Annotated in this window: 15 protein-coding genes; 9 read left to right on the top strand and 6 right to left on the bottom strand. The window is 63.2% G+C overall.

The features are described 5' to 3' along the window. The first annotated feature begins 99 nt into the window (after positions 1-99). Together ACUN0E_RS27965 and ACUN0E_RS27970 are read left to right on the top strand one after the other, a co-directional pair. Positions 100-1,002 (top strand): LysR family transcriptional regulator, encoded by a 903-nt coding sequence (locus tag ACUN0E_RS27965; RefSeq protein ID WP_408390216.1) that lies wholly within the window; start codon positions 100-102, stop codon positions 1,000-1,002. A 226-nt stretch (positions 1,003-1,228) separates the two neighbouring features. Continuing rightward, complete coding sequence (locus tag ACUN0E_RS27970) at positions 1,229-1,663, top strand: universal stress protein (protein WP_408223738.1); 435 nt, start codon at positions 1,229-1,231, stop codon at positions 1,661-1,663. Between the two features lie 248 nt (positions 1,664-1,911). On the opposite strand, the gene aceA is transcribed toward ACUN0E_RS27970, so the two are convergent. From aceA to ACUN0E_RS27985, 3 genes are all read right to left on the bottom strand, one after another. Then, the gene (aceA, locus tag ACUN0E_RS27975) at positions 1,912-3,216 is read right to left on the bottom strand and encodes an isocitrate lyase (protein ID WP_325046871.1); all 1,305 of its coding nucleotides are present in this window, start codon (positions 3,214-3,216) and stop codon (positions 1,912-1,914) included. A 451-nt stretch (positions 3,217-3,667) separates the two neighbouring features. Next, positions 3,668-5,299: a DEAD/DEAH box helicase gene (locus ACUN0E_RS27980; RefSeq protein ID WP_445568623.1), complete on the bottom strand. Its 1,632-nt coding sequence runs from the start codon at positions 5,297-5,299 to the stop codon at positions 3,668-3,670. 567 nt (positions 5,300-5,866) lie between these two features. Further along, positions 5,867-6,136, bottom strand: a complete 270-nt coding sequence (locus ACUN0E_RS27985; RefSeq protein WP_408209883.1) for an acyl-CoA-binding protein — start codon at positions 6,134-6,136, stop codon at positions 5,867-5,869. A gap of 160 nt (positions 6,137-6,296) precedes the next feature. On the opposite strand from ACUN0E_RS27985, the gene tsaB reads away from it, so the two are divergent. From tsaB to ACUN0E_RS28005, 4 genes are read left to right on the top strand one after another with little or no spacing between them, the layout of a single operon-like run. Further along, on the top strand, positions 6,297-7,112 hold the full coding sequence (gene tsaB, locus ACUN0E_RS27990) for a tRNA (adenosine(37)-N6)-threonylcarbamoyltransferase complex dimerization subunit type 1 TsaB (protein WP_445568624.1): 816 nt from the start codon (positions 6,297-6,299) through the stop codon (positions 7,110-7,112). After that, positions 7,109-7,603, top strand: a complete 495-nt coding sequence (gene rimI, locus ACUN0E_RS27995; protein WP_408223729.1) for a ribosomal protein S18-alanine N-acetyltransferase — start codon at positions 7,109-7,111, stop codon at positions 7,601-7,603. Before tsaB ends, rimI begins: the two co-directional genes overlap by 4 nt. Beyond that, entirely contained in the window at positions 7,590-8,645 is a 1,056-nt protein-coding gene (locus ACUN0E_RS28000) for a uracil-DNA glycosylase (RefSeq protein WP_445568625.1), read from the top strand. The genes rimI and ACUN0E_RS28000 overlap by 14 nt, the downstream gene beginning before the upstream one ends. Beyond that, on the top strand, positions 8,642-9,703 hold the full coding sequence (locus ACUN0E_RS28005) for a DUF1853 family protein (RefSeq protein ID WP_445568626.1): 1,062 nt from the start codon (positions 8,642-8,644) through the stop codon (positions 9,701-9,703). The genes ACUN0E_RS28000 and ACUN0E_RS28005 overlap by 4 nt, the downstream gene beginning before the upstream one ends. Here the strand turns inward: ACUN0E_RS28005 and thiD are convergent. Then, entirely contained in the window at positions 9,688-10,494 is an 807-nt protein-coding gene (thiD, locus tag ACUN0E_RS28010; protein ID WP_408223720.1) for a bifunctional hydroxymethylpyrimidine kinase/phosphomethylpyrimidine kinase, read from the bottom strand. The two genes, ACUN0E_RS28005 and thiD, sit on opposite strands and share 16 nt — an antisense overlap. A 55-nt stretch (positions 10,495-10,549) precedes the next feature. Further along, on the bottom strand, positions 10,550-11,857 hold the full coding sequence (lplT, locus tag ACUN0E_RS28015; RefSeq protein ID WP_408223716.1) for a lysophospholipid transporter LplT: 1,308 nt from the start codon (positions 11,855-11,857) through the stop codon (positions 10,550-10,552). A gap of 218 nt (positions 11,858-12,075) precedes the next feature. Between lplT and alr the strand changes: the two genes are divergently transcribed. The 3 genes from alr to ACUN0E_RS28030 all read left to right on the top strand — a co-directional run bounded on the left by alr (position 12,076) and on the right by ACUN0E_RS28030 (position 15,095). Further along, positions 12,076-13,146, top strand: a complete 1,071-nt coding sequence (gene alr / locus ACUN0E_RS28020) for an alanine racemase (RefSeq protein ID WP_445568627.1) — start codon at positions 12,076-12,078, stop codon at positions 13,144-13,146. A gap of 149 nt (positions 13,147-13,295) precedes the next feature. Next, a complete protein-coding gene (radA, locus tag ACUN0E_RS28025) occupies positions 13,296-14,672 on the top strand; it encodes a DNA repair protein RadA (RefSeq protein WP_408390221.1) in 1,377 nt (458 codons plus the stop codon). Positions 14,673-14,816: 144 nt separating this feature from the next. Further along, positions 14,817-15,095 (top strand): DUF2866 domain-containing protein, encoded by a 279-nt coding sequence (locus tag ACUN0E_RS28030; RefSeq protein WP_408336014.1) that lies wholly within the window; start codon positions 14,817-14,819, stop codon positions 15,093-15,095. Positions 15,096-15,186: 91 nt separating this feature from the next. Here the strand turns inward: ACUN0E_RS28030 and ACUN0E_RS28035 are convergent, their stop codons facing one another. Beyond that, complete coding sequence (locus tag ACUN0E_RS28035; RefSeq protein ID WP_445570528.1) at positions 15,187-16,257, bottom strand: CaiB/BaiF CoA transferase family protein; 1,071 nt, start codon at positions 16,255-16,257, stop codon at positions 15,187-15,189. Positions 16,258-16,375: the final 118 nt, after the last annotated feature.

Below are 16,375 nucleotides of genomic sequence, written 5' to 3' on the forward strand. Positions count from 1 at the left end.
TTGATCTTTTACTTTCATCCACCTAATCTGACGCGCACCGACCACTTCCCCGCGCGACCCCCGAGGGACTTCCTTCGTGGCGTTGCGGCTCCGCTCCCCATGGACCGTTTCAAGCAGATCGAGACTTTCGTTGCCGTCGCCGCCAAGGGCAGCCTGTCCGCCGCAGCCTTGGCGGAGGGTGTTGCGCCCGCGATCATCGGCCGTCGCATCGATGCGCTTGAAGAGCGCCTTGGCGTCAAATTGCTGGTGCGCACCACGCGCAAGATCACGCTGACCTTCGAGGGCTCGGCGTTTCTCGAAGATTGTCAGCGCGTCATCCACGACATGCAGAACGCCGAGGCCAGCGTGTCGGCGGGCGGCGTGAAGGCGAGTGGCCATTTGCGGCTGTCGGCGCCGGCCGGCTTTGGGCGCCGGCATGTTGCGCCGCTGGTGCCGGCCTTCACCGTCGCGCATCCGGATGTGTCGATTACGCTCGACCTGTCCGACCGCCTCGTCGACCTTGTCAACGAAGGGTTCGACTGCGCCGTGCGGCTCGGCGAATTGCCCGATTCGTCGCTGGTGTCGCTCAAGCTCGGCGAGAACCGCCGTGTGTGCGTGGCTTCGCCGTCGTATCTGAGCCGACGCGGTTCGCCCCACACACTGGCCGACCTCGCGCACCACAACTGCCTGGCGCTCGGCGCGAGCGCCAATCAGCAGCGCGGCTGGATGTTCCAGCAGGGCGACAAGGTGGTGTCGATCAAGGTGTCCGGCACGATGGAATGCTCGGACGGTGCTGTGCTGCACGAGTGGTGCCTCGAAGGTTATGGGCTCGCATGGCGCTCGTGGTGGGAGGTCGGCACGGATATCGCGGCCGGCCGGCTCGTTAGCGTGCTCGACGAGTTCGCTGCGCCGCCGATTGGCATTCATGCGGTTTTTCCGCAGCGCCGGCATTTGCCGCTGCGGGTTCGGCTGTTTCTGGACTTTCTCAAGCATACGTACGGCCATTCTGACTACTGGAACTGAGTGTGGCTGAGCTGCGCCCGACGTCCGGTGATCGGGAGCAAGAGCCCTTGTCCCCGCTCCGCATAAGCGTCGCGCAGGCCCGCGCAACGGGTTTCCGATATGCGGAAAGACCCGCACGACGGCCTTACCCGCATTTCCGCGAACTACAATCGATTGACGCGGCTTTTATGCCGAGCCTCGTGGGACGCTGACGCCGCGCTGCGCATAGCCGGCGACGGAGGGCATCATGTTCAGGCACATCCTGGTTCCGACCGATGGTTCAGACCTGTCGCGCAAGGCGATAAACGGCGCCATCGATCTCGCGCAGGCAGTCGGCGCTCGCGTCACCGCCTACGCCTGTCTGCCGCAATATCCCTATTCGCTGTTCTCCGACGTCGTGATCGAGCCGCCGGTTGAGTTTTTGCAACGCAGCGAGCGTGAGGCGCGCGTGCATCTGCGGGAAGTGGAGCTGGCTGCGCACCGTGTCGGAGTCTCGGTCGAGAGCCGCACCAGTGTGCATCCGGCGCCTTATCTCGGCATCATCGAAGCGGCCGAGCAGGGCGCATGCGATGTGATTTTCATGGCTTCGCATGGGCGGCGCGGCCTCGGCAGCTTGCTGATCGGCAGCGAGACGCAGCGGGTCCTGACGCATACGAAGATTCCGGTGATCGTGTATCGCTGAGATGGATGCTCGCGATCACCGTCGCGGGCAGGTGCGACATAGCAAAAAAAAACGCGCCGGCGATGAGGCCGGCGCGTCCTATGCTCGCCGCATGCATTGTGCTGGCTTTCTTTCCGCTGCTGCCATCTCCAGCCATCAGGGCAGACCGACGTACTTCAGCCCTGATGGCTGCTCCTCCCTGACAGCGGCTCTCTAACGGAGCCGCTTTTTGTCTGCCTTGCCGTTCTCGCGATCAGACCGCGGGTGTCTTAAGCGACCTTCTTGTCGAAGAACTGCTCGTCTTCCGTCGAACCGTGCAGCGCGGTCGTCGATGCGTCGCGTTCGACCGTTTGCGTCACGGCGTCGAAGTAGCCAGTGCCGACTTCGCGCTGGTGCTTGACCGCGGTGAAGCCCTTTTCGGCCGCTGCGAATTCAGCCTGCTGCATTTCGACGAACGCGGTCATCTGGTTGCGGGCATAACCGTACGCCAGGTTGAACATCGAGTAGTTCAGCGCGTGGAAGCCGGCCAGCGTGATGAACTGGAACTTGTAGCCCATTGCGCCGAGTTCGCGCTGGAACTTGGCGATGGTTGCGTCGTCCAGGTTCTTCTTCCAGTTGAACGACGGCGAGCAGTTATACGACAGCAACTGGTCCGGGAATTCCTTATGGATCGCGTCGGCGAATTTCTTCGCGAACTCGAGGTCCGGCTTGCCGGTTTCGCACCAGATCATGTCGGCGTAGGGCGCGTAGGCGAGGCCACGCGAAATCGCCTGTTCCAGACCCGGCTTCGTACGATAGAAACCTTCCACCGTGCGTTCGCCCGTCAGGAACGGCTTGTCGTTGTCGTCCACATCCGACGTGATCAGGTCTGCGGCTTCAGCGTCGGTGCGGGCCAGCAGCACGGTCGGCGTGCCCGAGACGTCGGCGGCCAGACGCGCGGCGGTCAGCTTCGCGATGTTTTCACGGGTCGGCACGAGCACCTTGCCGCCCATGTGACCACACTTCTTCACCGAGGCGAGCTGGTCTTCGAAGTGCACGCCTGCCGCGCCGGCTTCGATCATTGCCTTCATCAGTTCGAACGCGTTCAGCACGCCGCCAAAACCGGCTTCCGCGTCGGCCACGATCGGTGCGAAGTAGTCGATATAGCCTTCGTCGCCCGGATTCTTGCCTTCCGACCATTGGATCTGGTCAGCGCGCGTCAGCGTGTTGTTGATGCGCTTCACAACGAGCGGCACCGAGTTCGCCGGATACAGCGACTGGTCCGGGTACATTTCACCGGCCACGTTCGCATCGCCCGCCACTTGCCAGCCGGACAGGTAGATCGCCTTCAGACCAGCCTTCACCTGTTGCATCGCCTGGTTGCCGGTCAGCGCGCCGAGCGAGTTCACGAACGGCTCGTTGTTGACGCTTTCCCACAGTTTTTCCGCGCCGCGCTTGGCGAGCGTGTGCTCCACTTGCACCGAGCCGCGCAGACGGATCACGTCTTCAGCGGTGTACGTACGCTTCACGCCTTTCCAGCGCGGATCGGTTTCCCATTGCTGTTGAAGTTGTTTGGCTTGTTGTTCGCGGGACATGGTGTGCTCCTTGGTTGCCTGTAATGGATAAGTGACGCTTGTCTTCGTCGAAGCGGCTGGCCCTTTAAGGCGTTTCGTTTCGTGAAGTCTTATATAAGAGTCTAGGCAAATCGATCGTCACGCAATAGCGGCCAAGGAGTGTTTTTTTAATATTTATTTTAGTTAAAAATCAATGGTTTATTCATGACGTTCCACATTAAGAAACGTCTTTTTCCATCTTGCAATAGAGTGTCTTGTGCCTTGCAGCACGATTTTTTACGACGCAAAAAAATTTTCCACATGGTGAAATTCGGAGGGCCGCCAAAACACGGGCGAAAAAAAACCGGCGCCTGAGCACCGGTTTCTTTCGACTGACGGGCGGCGCGAGGCCGTCCGGGTCTTTTTTCAGGCAGCCTTACGTACTGAACGAGCCACGTAAATAGCGCTTGCCTGATGACTACTGAGTCGCTGCTTAGCTGCCGCGACGCGCCGTACGCGGACCGTCGCTGCGGCGTGCACCGTAGCCGCCGTCACGCGAACCGCCGCCGAAGCCGCCGCCGCCTTCACGCGAACCGCCGCCAGCCGACTTGCCGGCCCAGCCGCCGCCATTACCGCTACCGCTGCGAGCGCCGCCGCCGTTACCGGCCGGCTTGCCAGCGCCGCTACCGCTACCGAAACGACGGCCAGCACCGCCGCCGTTGCCACCGCCCGGACGGCCACGGCCGCCAAAGCCAGGACGGCCGCCGTTGCCCGACGGAGCCGACTTGCGCGGCTCGAAGCCTGCGACGACGTTGACCGCCAGCGGGGTACGCACGAAACGCTCGATGCGCTTCAGCGCGCCTTGTTCCGCGTGGTGCACGAGGCTCACTGCGATACCCGAGCGGCCAGCACGGCCAGTACGGCCGATACGGTGCACGTAGTCTTCAGCGAACTTCGGCAGGTCATAGTTGAACACGTGCGTGATGCCCGGGATGTCGATACCGCGAGCGGCGACGTCCGTGGCGACCAGCACGCGCACACGACGCTCGCGCAGAGCCTTGATCGTGCGGTTACGTGCGCCTTGCGGCAGATCGCCGTGCAGAGCAGCCGATTCGAAACCGGCGTCGGCCAGACGGCCTGCCAGTTGGTCAGCGTCCATCTTGGTTGCCGTGAAGACGATAGCCTGATCGAGGCCCTCGTCGCGCAGCAGATGGTCGAGCAGACGATCCTTGTGATCGCGGTCGTCAACATAGTGGACGGTTTGCGCGATGTTGGTGCGTTGTTCGAGGCGTTGAACGATCTCGATGCGTTCCGGATCCTTCAGCAGGCGGCCGGTCAGCGAACCGATCTTGCCGTCGAGCGTGGCCGAGAACAGCATGGTTTGACGCGAAGCCGGCGTAGCGGCAACGATCGTTTCGATGTCTTCGATGAAGCCCATGTCGAGCATGCGGTCGGCTTCGTCGAGCACGAGGATCTGCAGTTGCGATAGATCAATACGGCCGCGTTCCAGGTGGTCGATCAGACGGCCAGGCGTAGCAACCAGGATTTCCGGGTTCTTTGCCAGCAGCATCAGTTGTTGACCATAAGCGACGCCGCCCAGAATGCTGACGGTGCGCAGACGCTTGAGGTGCTTGCCGTACGTGGAAGCGGCGGTGGTGACCTGCATCGCGAGTTCGCGGGTCGGCGTCAGGACCAGCATGGTCGGACGTGCAACCGGCTGCGGACGGCGCGTGCGGGCACCGTCAGCCGGACGCGGCTCACGCGGCTGGCTGGCTTGTGCTTTTTGCAGTTGTGAGAAACGTTCAATAGCGGGCAGCATGAACGCGGCGGTCTTGCCCGAACCGGTCGGGCTCGAGACCATCAGATCGCGGCCAGCGATTGCGGCGGGAATCGCGCGTTGCTGAACCGGAGTCGGGTTTTGATAACCAGCGGCGGTCAGCGCGGAGACGACATCCGCGGAGAGACCGAGCGACGCGAACGACGGGCCGGTCGGCGCTGCGGCTTCTGCGGCGACAGCTTCCGGAGCGGCAGCAACAGCTGCGTCTTGCACGGGTGCGTCGGCGAAACCGAGGGCTTGATCGGCGATGGCGTTCAACGGGCTGCTGGGGGTATTGCTCGAAGTCATGAGAATCCTTGGTACACAGGGAATTAAAACGTCGGCGCCAATCGGCATACCCAAGTCGTCGGATTCAGCGAGCAAAGAAGCAGCGAGCAAATCGAAAAACGGGGGCAGCTCGCGACAATAAAGGCGAGCTTTTCGTTAGAAGCTGTATCGGATGCGACATGCCAACACGGCGTGCCGCCAGCCTGGGACATGATCGCCCGTAGGGGGCTAGGCAGGAGGGGACAGGTTCTAAACTGGATTGGAGCTAAACGCTACGAGGCGCTGCGCCGCAAAGGCCGCTAGAGGAAAGCCGGGCAAAGCAGTGAAGCGCAGGCAAGATTATATAGAGTTTTGTTGCACTGCGCCACCGTTAAGAAGTTTCCTGGCGGAAAACTTCCATTTGGCTGCCGAAGGGGCTTGAGAAGCAGGCTTAAGAAGCGGGCTTAAGAGCCTGCCCACGGGCCTGCTCAGCGATCCGCCCGAGGAACCGCGCTGCCTGTGGCCGCCCAAGCGACCTGTCTTGCCGTGGCCATTCCGGGACGTCGTCCCGGAATGGCGTTTCGCAATGGATTGCGCCACGGGGTCAGATCAGGCGGCGGCGCCGCTCTTCAGGGATTCAACGAGATCGATGTATTGCTGCTTCGCTGCATCCTGAGCGGTGCCTTTGAGCGCGGCCCACGCATCGTACTTGTATTTGCCGACGATATCAGTGAAGCCGGGTTTGTCGCCGTGGACATCGCCGTCGGTAGCCTGCTTGAAGAGGGCGTAGAGGCGTAAAAGCGTGAGATTGCCCGGCCGCTCGGGCAGTTGCTTTGCATCTTCCTGGGCCTGGACGAATTGCGCGTTGATGTCTGTCATTGTGGTTTTACCTGCTGGTGAGGTTGGTTCTGGCTGGGCCGATGATCATAACAACTGCATGCTGCCGCGGGGCCGAGGGGTTATTCCAAACATCCATCTGCACCCGGCGGGCAATCCCAAAACCGCATCGGCACGTGCCGTGCCGATTACAATACGGTCCATGACTCAAACTGTGCTCCTTGCCCTCGATACTTCGACCGAATTCTGCTCGGTAGCGCTCCTGTCCGCCGTTAGCGGCGCGACGGGCCAGACAGCGGACCAAGGTCGCGCCGACCCCCGGATATGGGTGCGTCACGAGCAAACTGGTGCAGTCTCCAGCACGCGCCTGCTACCCGCCATCCGCGAACTTTTCGACGAAGCCGGCCTGAAACTGGCGGACTGCCATGCCATCGCCTTCGGCTCCGGTCCAGGCTCATTCACAGGTCTTCGCACTGCGACGGGTGTCGCTCAAGGCCTCGCATTCGGCCTGAATCTGCCGGTCGTGCCGGTCAGCACGCTGCTGGCCTGCGCGGAAAGCGCACGGCTGCGCGATCCGTCGGCGACCCGCGTGCTCGCCGCGCTTGATGCCCGGATGGACGAAATCTATTGGGCCGACTACGCATGGGACGCAGCACTCGGCGAATGGCGTACGCTTCAGCCGGCTTCGCTCGACGCGCCGGAACGGCTCGTTTTGCCCGACGTCCCCTTCACTCTGGCGGGCAATGCTGCTGCCGCCTTTGGCGCACGGCTGCCCGCCGTTGCGGCTGCGCGGATCGTCGACGGCGAGGCACTGCCGCATGCCGTGCCGCTTGTGCATGCGGCGCTGCGCGCGTTTCGCGCCGGCCGCACTGTGCCCGCCGACCAGGCCGCGCCCGAATACATTCGCGACAAGGTCGCTCAGACCACGGCGGAGCGCGTCGCCGAAAAAGCCGCCAAGGCCGAGCAAGCCGCTGCCAGGCTCGCACATGATGCGGATCAAGGTAAGGGCCGGCAATGAGCGGCGTGTTGCTGGCGGACCGTTACATGTCGCCGATGACCGAAGCCGATCTGGACGAGGTCGCGGCGATCGAAAAAATCGCCTACGAATTTCCCTGGAGCCGCGGCAATTTCGGCGACTCGTTGCGCAACGGCTATTTCGGCATTTGCCTGCGTCACGTAACAGGCACACTGATCGGCTATTGCGTGCTGATGCCGGTCGTCGATGAAATGCATCTGCTCAATTTGTGCGTGACGCCTGCAGCGCAAGGCGCCGGTGCAGGGCTCGCGCTGCTGCGCGAAGCGGTGCGCATTACGCGCACCGAAAAACTCGAAGGCCTGCTGCTCGAAGTGCGGCCGTCGAATCATCGGGCTATCCGCCTTTACGAGCGCTTCGGTTTTGCCTCGATTGGCCGGCGCAAAAACTATTATCCGGCGCGGCATCGCAGCCGGGAGGACGCCATCGTGATGCGTTTCTCGTTTGCCACGGAGGGCACAGATGGCGCTGCATGAATCGGTACTGGAAGAGTTCGGGCTCGCGCCGCTGTGGGTGCGTCGGGGGATGTCGGCGGCGCAGGAGCCCGTAGGTGAGGCCGGGGGCGAGCAGGGCGCTGACGCGTTAGCGAATCAGAAGGCGCATCGCGACGATCCGCGTGCGGCGGCGCGTGAAGCGTCATCGGCAGCGCTTGCGCAGGATGGTCGGGATGATGCGCAGATCGCGATGCAAACCGGCGAAGCTCGACAAGCCGATTCCGCACAAATCCAGGGTGAGCGCCTTGCGCCGCCCGCGCAGGAACAGCAAAGACGCGTGCAAGCGCCGGTCGAAGCGCGGCAGCCATCGCAGCCGCTGCGTACGCCTGAACCGCCGGCATTCGACGGCTCGCCCGACGACGACTTCGCATGGTTCGACGATCAGCCGGCCCATGCACCCGCTGAAGCGCGCCGCGAAGCGCCCGAACCCTCGTCGATCCAGACGCTCGACTGGGACGCTTTAAGCGAGCAGGTCGCCGCCTGCGAACGCTGTCGTCTGTGCGAGAAACGCACGAACACGGTATTCGGCGTCGGCGATCGTAACGCCGACTGGATGTTGATCGGCGAAGCGCCGGGTGAGAACGAAGACCGCCTGGGTGAGCCGTTCGTCGGACAGGCCGGCAAGCTGCTCGACAATATGCTGCGTTCGCTAATGCTCGCACGCGACAGCAATGTCTATATCGCCAACGTGATCAAGTGCCGGCCGCCGGGCAACCGCAATCCCGAGCCGGATGAAGTTGCGCGTTGCGAGCCGTATCTGCAACGACAGGTCGCGCTGGTCAAGCCGAAGCTGATCGTCGCGCTGGGCCGCTTCGCCGCGCAAAGTCTGCTCCGTACTGAGGCAAGCATTTCGTCGCTGCGCGGCCGCGTGCACGAATACGAGGGGGTGCCGGTCATCGTCACCTATCACCCGGCGTATCTGCTTCGCAGCCTGCCCGACAAGGCGAAAGCCTGGGCGGATCTGTGCCTCGCGCGCGACACGTGGCTCGCGGCGGGCGGCGTGCCGTCCAACGCGGCGAAGTGACCGACGCGACCCGGCCGACATCGCGCCTCGCCACCGCGACGGGCACATCCGCGGCGGTCCTCGAGACTCTGCTCGTCACCTTGCGTGACCCGGCAGTGCGCGATCTCGCGTGGTTGCTGCTGAGCGCCGATTTGTTGCGAGCGCAACCACCGGTGGGCGCGCTCGCCGATCCGTTCGCTTCACAGCAGGAAGCGGATGCAACCGTCGACTGGTTACGTGCGTTAGATGCCGATCCTGCCGGATTGCAGCGCGACCTTACCGCGACGCGTATTACGCGTCTTGGCCGCTACGCCGAACGGCTGCTCGGATGGTTCCTGCAACACGGACCGGCGGCGCGGCTGGTCGCGGCCGGCGTGCCGTTGCGGCGCGCGGGCGTCACGCTCGGTGAATGCGATTTTCTCGTGCAGACGCAGCAGGGCGCGCGCCTGCATTGGGAGTTGGCGGTGAAGTGCTATTTGCATGCGGGCGAAAGCCGCGCGCAGTCCACCACCCAGTCGGCCACGCAGCCGGTGGCGCGATTAGCCGATTATGTCGGCCCGAATCTGAAAGACCGCTTCGATCTGAAGCTCGCGCATGTGCTGAATCATCAACTGCCATTGAGCGCGCGCGAAGAGTTCGCATCGGTCGGCTATGAAGGGCCGTGGACGCCGCAGATGTTTATCAAAGGCTGGTTGTTCTATCGTGCGGGCGAGACGCCAGCCGATCCTGCCGAGCTCGATCCGTCGCACGGACGTGGCTGGTGGGTCACGCGCAACGACTGGCCGGAATTTGCGGCGGCGCGTGCACAGACGTGGCGTGTGTTGCCACGGCTGGAATGGCTTGCGCCACGGCGTCATGAAAAGGGTGAAGTGGAGGCCGCAGGGTTTGCCTTCGTCGATCAGCAGACGCTTGCCGAACAAACCTCACATCAGCATGGACCGACGATGGTCGCGGCGTTCGCGGCCGATAGCGCCGGCAATCTGAGAGAACTTTCGCGCGGCTTCATCGTGCCGGACGATTGGCCAGCGTTGGCGCAGGCCTACGCGCGGCCGCATTCAGCCCCTCACCACCACCGATAAAAATGATGCACCGGCCCGACGCCGCTGCCGACGTCGAGTCGATCGCTCGCCTGCAACGCGCCGGTCAGATACAGCTTGGCGTCGGCGACCGCGCTCGCCAGATCTTCGCGCTGCGGAATCAATGCCGCAATCGCCGACGACAGCGTGCAGCCCGTCCCATGTGTATTTTTCACCGGCACGCGCGGGCCGCCCAGACGAAGCGTGCCGCTGTCCTGCACGAGCCAGTCGGGACTGTCCACCGCGCTCAAATGGCCACCTTTCATCAGCACCGCCCGCGCGCCAAGCGCCCGCAGCGCTTCGCCCTGTTCCACCATGCCGGCTTCATCGGTAGCAGCCGGCACGCCTAGCAAGGCAGCGGCTTCGGGCAGATTGGGCGTCAGCAGATCAGCCAGCGGCAGCAACTCGTCACGCACGGCAGCGACCGCATCCGGCAGCAGCAGCGCGTGATTGCTCTTCGAAATCATCACCGTGTCGAGCACGATGTGCTTCGGTTTATACCGCCGCAGTGCATCGGCGACCGCGCGTGCAATCTGCGCATTCGCCAGCATGCCGATTTTCACGGCATCGATACGGATGTCGTCGAACACCGCATCGAGTTGCGCTGTGATGAAGGCGGGCTCCGGCGCATGAATCGCCGTGACGCCGCGCGTGTTCTGCGCGGTCAGCGCAGTGATCACACTCGCGCCGTAGGCGCCAAGCGCCGAGAATGCCTTCAGATCGGCCTGAATGCCGGCGCCGCCGCCGGAATCGGAACCGGCGATCGTCAGCACATTGGGAATGGGTTGAGTCATGGCAAAACGAGGAAAGGGGGAGGGCGCGGGCAGTAAGCGCGGTGCCCGCTGCGGGTCAGTGCTTGACTTCGCCGATGAGCGCGACCGAGTCGAACGCGCGCTGATTCGCGTGGTGGCGCCGCATCACGAACCACATCATCACGCAGACGAAGGTGCCGAATAGCACGATCACCGCAGTGACCGGCACGTCGAGCCATACCAGCACGGCGTACAGGCACAGCATCACGAGCACCGAGAGATTTTCGTTGAAGTTCTGCACGGCGATCGAGTGGCCCGCCGACAGCAGCACGTGGCCACGATGCTGGAGCAGCGCATTCATCGGTACGACGAAAAAGCCCGACAGGCCGCCGACGATCATCAGGAAGATATACGCGACGATCAGATAGCCCGGCACATGCACACGGCCGAAATACAGGCCCCAATGCGTGGGGAACAGACTGCGTGTGTAGAAGGCCATCAACATCACGGCGATGCCCATCATGATGCCGACCGGCAGCACCGTCAGCGACTTCTTCAACGGTACGCGCGAGGCCGCGAAAATCGCGCCGGCCGCCACGCCCACTGCAACGACCGCTTGCAGAATCGCGGCTTCCGAAAGCGACATGTTCAACTGAACCTCGGCCCACTTCAGCACGATGAATTGCAGCGTCGCGCCGGCACCCCAGAACAGCGTGGTGACGGCGAGCGAGATCTGGCCGAGCTTGTCACGCCACAGCACGAGAAAGCAGTCGGCGAAATCGGTGACCAGCTTGATTGGGCCGCGTTCCTGTTTCGGATAACGCGCGCCGGTGTCGGGAATGCGCAGATTGAACAGCGCCGCGATCACGTAGATTGCCATGATCACCAGCATTGCCGCTTCGGCGGGCGTGTTGACCGTGGGGATGTGGTACCGGAGGATCGGCGCGGCAATGTGCGGGCTGATGAGCGCGCCGCCGAGTACCGTGCCGAGAATGATCGAGCCGACCGTGGTGCCTTCGATCCAGCCGTTCGCCGCGACCAGCCGGTCAGGCGGCAGCAGTTCGGTAAGAATGCCGTATTTGGCGGGTGAGTAGGCCGCCGCGCCGAAACCCACAATGCCATAGGCGATCAGCGGATGTGCGCCGACCAGCATCGTGATGCAGCCGACCACCTTGATCGTATTGGTGACGAACATCACGCGTCCCTTCGGACGGGAGTCGGCGAAGGCCCCCACGAAGGCGGCCAGAACGACGTACGACAGCACAAAGAACAACTTGAGCAGCGGCGTCATCCAGTTCGGGGCGTGAAGATCTTTCAGCAGTGCGATAGCAGCGATCAGAAGCGCATTGTCGGCCAGCGACGAAAAAAACTGCGCGGCCATGATGGTGTAAAAACCTTTTTTCATCTGATGCGATGCTGTCCTCGCTGCGGTCTGTCCGCCCCGGCCGTGTGCAAAGCGTCCGGGCTTATGCCGTTCGAAATGGGTTGTGCGCACGGCTTTATATCACGAAAATAGCTGGATTCGGACTAGCAGAATCCTTGATCGCACCGCCCAGTGGGCCGCCGAGCGTTGAAAACGCCCTGTAAGCTCCTGATTCGCAAGCGTCTTTACGAAAATTACCCATGCCGCGCCCCCTCTCAGCCACGATTCATACCGCCGCACTCGCCAATAATCTCGCCGTCGCCCGGCGTTACGCACCAAAATCCAAGATCTGGGCCGTCGTTAAGGCAAATGCTTACGGGCACGGCCTCGCGCGTGCTTTTCCCGGTTTGCGCGCAACCGACGGCTTTGGTTTGCTGGACCTCGAAGAAGCCGTGAAGTTGCGTGAATTGGGCTGGGCCGGCCCGATTCTGTTGCTTGAGGGCTTCTTTCGTCCAACCGATATCGACGTGATCGACCGCTACAGCCTGACCACGGCGCTGCACTCGGACGAACAGCTGCGCATGCTCGAAATGGCGCGCCTGTCCAAGCCGGTCAATATCCAGCTGAAAATGAACACCGGCATGAACCGCCTCGGTTACACGGCGGAAAAATTCCGCTCCGCGTGGGAGCGTGCGCGAGCCTGCCAGGGCGTTGGCCAGATCACGTTGATGACCCATTTCTCGGATGCCGACGGCGAACGCGGCATCGCCCATCAGATGCAAACGTTCGAGCGCGGCGCGCAAGGCATTGCCGGCGCGCGCAGCCTCTCGAATTCGGCGGCCACGCTGTGGCATCCCGAAGCACACTTCGACTGGGTGCGCCCGGGCATCATCCTGTATGGCGCTTCACCCTCGGGCGTGACGGCCGCGATCGCAGGCACCGGCCTGCAGCCGGCCATGACGCTTGCCTCTGAACTGATCGCCGTGCAGACGCTCGCCGAGGGCTATACGGTCGGCTATGGCTCGACGTTCAAGGCGCGCGGCGCGATGCGCATCGGCGTGGTGGCTTGCGGTTATGCGGACGGTTATCCGCGGGTCGCGCCGGAAGGCACGCCGGTGATCGTTGACGGCGTGCGTACGCGGATCGTTGGACGGGTGTCGATGGACATGCTGACCGTCGATCTGACGCCGGTTCCGACGGCCAACGTCGGCTCGCGCATCGAGTTGTGGGGGGCCGCGCTGCCGATCGACGACGTTGCGCAGGTGTGCGGCACGATCGGCTACGAGTTGATGTGCGCGGTGGCGCCGCGCGTGCCGGTGCGTGCGGAGTAAGGCGCGGCTCTGACACACCGGAAGAGGGTCGCCGATGGCAGTCCCAATGACGGTTGCAGAGAGATCCCCAATGACGGTTGCAGTGGGCTTCTCGATGAGAGCCCCGGCAAGCGCATCAATCCAAAGAACAGCAACACAGGCAAGGGCGCGTGGCTAAACAGAAGACGTTGTACATCTGCAGTGAATGCGGCGGCCAATCGCCGAAGTGGGCCGGGCAGTGCCCGTCATGCAATGCGTGGAACACGCTGGTGGAATCGGTCGCGGAGGCACCGTCCACACATCGTTTCCAGGCGCTCGCGAAGAGCGCACCGGTGCGGCGTCTCGCCGATATCGACGCGTCCGACGTGCCGCGTTTTTCGACCGGCGTCAGCGAGTTCGACCGTGTGCTGGGCGGCGGTCTGGTGCCGGGCGGCGTAGTGCTGATCGGCGGCGATCCGGGCATCGGCAAATCGACGCTGCTGCTGCAGTCGCTCGCGGAAATTGCCGCGGACAAACGCGCGCTCTATATCAGCGGCGAAGAATCGGCCGCGCAGATTGCGTTGCGTGCGCAACGACTTTCGTTGCTGGAGCCTGGCTCGAAGGCGAGCGAATTGCAACTGCTCGCGGAAATCCAGCTCGAGAAAATTCAGGCAACCATCGCCGAACAGCGGCCGGACGTTGCGGTGATTGACTCGATTCAAACCGTTTATTCCGACGCGCTGACCTCGGCGCCGGGTTCGGTCGCGCAGGTGCGCGAGTGCGCAGCGCAATTGACGCGCATCGCCAAACAGTCGGGCACGACGATCATCATGGTCGGCCATGTCACCAAGGAAGGTGCGCTCGCCGGGCCGCGCGTGCTCGAGCACATCGTCGATACGGTGCTTTACTTCGAGGGCGATACACATTCGTCGTTCCGTTTGGTGCGCGCGATCAAGAATCGCTTCGGCGCGGTCAACGAACTCGGTGTGTTCGCGATGACCGAGCGCGGTTTGCGCGGTGTTGCCAATCCGTCGGCGTTGTTTTTGTCGCAGCACGAGCAATCGGTTCCGGGGTCGTGCGTGCTGGTGACGCAGGAAGGCACGCGGCCGCTGCTGGTCGAAGTGCAGGCGCTGGTGGATTCCGCCAACGCGCCGAATCCACGACGCCTTGCGGTCGGGCTGGAGCAAAACCGCCTGGCGATGCTGCTGGCGGTGCTGCACCGGCACGCCGGCATCGCCTGTTTCGACCAGGATGTGTTCCTGAACGCAGTGGGCGGCGTGAAGATCACGGAGCCCGCTGCCGATCTCGCCGTGCTGCTCGCGATCCACTCGTCGATGCGCAACAAGCCGCTGCCCAAGGGGCTAGTCGTGTTCGGCGAAGTCGGACTCGCCGGCGAAATCCGGCCGTCGCCACGCGGTCAGGACCGTCTTAAGGAAGCGGCCAAGCTGGGCTTTTCAGTCGCGGTCATTCCGAAGGCCAACGCACCGAAGCAGCCGATTGAAGGCTTACAGGTTGTTGCGGTCGATCGGATCGAACAGGCTATCGACCGGGTGCGCACACTCGAATAGACGGGGCTTTGAAGCCTGCGGGCGCTATCGGCCCCGGTAATGCGCGGTAAATATCTCCATATTGGCTGTAACCAAGTCGCCATTCCTTTTTCCTAAGCTGCGAGGGTATTGCATCCCTTCTGATGCCCGAAAAAGGATCGCGCCTTGAAACAGTCATATGAAACCGTTGCCGAGCGGCCAATGCAGGTGCGCGGTTGCCGCGTCTCCGAGCCTATTCGCCAGCCTTGGGGCGGCGCTTGCCGGATTGTCGAGTGGATTGATACGACGGGACAGATTTCGCGCCGGGTGGTGGCCGAAGATGTCACAGCGGCCGAAGTGCGCGCAACAATCAACCGTCATGTGGAAGGCCGCAAACATTTTCTGTACGACGACGAAAAAACGCCGCGCCAGGTTTTGCCGCGGCAGGCAGCGGCACGGCGCTGACGATTTTGGGGCGTTGGGGGCATTAACCGCCACTGCCTGAATTCAAGTCTTGGCGTGGCCTTCGCTTAAGCTTTGCACGCTTCAATAGCGCTTAACTGGACTGGCGATCATCGTCTCCGCCATCGTTTCCATTCTGGTCTTCGTTCATCGCCGCGTACGCCTCGCGGTTGAATAGCGGGTGCTGCGCGGCTTCCGCCGGGGTCAGCACCGGCGAGACGCAGCAGTCCAGCGATTCCAGCAGCAATACCCATTCCGCTAGCGGACGCTTGCCGATCAGGTCGGCCATTTTCTGTGTCAATGCGGCGGCGTCAGGGCCGCCGATGGCCTGGCCGAGACTCCAGTGACGCGTCGCCCATTCGGGCCGGTCCAGCGCCATGCACAGCGTTTCCCAGAACTTCAGTTCGAGCGCGCCGACCGCGAGCCAGCGGTTATCGAGCGTCTGATACAGGTTGTAGCAGGGCACGCCGCCGTTCAGCAGACCGGCGCCCGCGGCCGGCGCGGCACCCTCATTGGCGAGCGTCACCTGCGCGACGACGTTGTGTGCATACGTGACGTGCGTCATCGACACGTCGACGAAGCGGCCTTCGCCGCCGCGCGACACATGCCATAACGCGGCCAGGATCTGCGTGACCGCGCTCAAGGCGCCGCCCAGCAGGTCGGCGATCTGGAAGTTCGGCAGGATCGGCGCGCCGTCGCGGCCTGCCAGTTGATCGAGCACGCCCGCGTAGCCGACGTAGTTCAGATCGTGACCGGCGTGGTCGACAAACGGACCGCTTGCGCCATAGCCGCTGATCGCGCAGTAGACGAGCCTCGGATTGACCGCGCGTAGTGTTTCGTAGCTGATGCCGAGGCGCTCCATCACGCCGGGCCGGAAACTCTCGATCAGTACATCCGCTTCGGCCGCGAGCGCGCGCAATACGTTGCGTCCCGCTTCCGATTTGAGGTCGAGCCGTGTCTCGCGCTTGCCGCGATTCACCAGCCGGTAAAACGCGCCTGGCCGGCCGGCCACGCGGTCGCTTGACGACTGCATCATGGTGCGGGTGGGGTCTCCCGCGCCGGGTGCCTCAATCTTCAGCACATCGGCGCCGAGTTCGGCAAGGCGCAGGGCGGCTACCGGACCCGGCAGAAGGCGCGTCAGGTCCAGTACGCGCAGGCCTTGCAGCGGAGCAGGCGCGGGCACGGATGACGGCGCAACTGACGGTGCGGCTGAGGCCGTAGTCGAAGACTCAGACGGGCTCACGGGTGACAAGGGCTACCTCCGATCGATGCCGGCGCGGATC

The organism is Paraburkholderia sp. D1E, assembly GCF_052682275.1.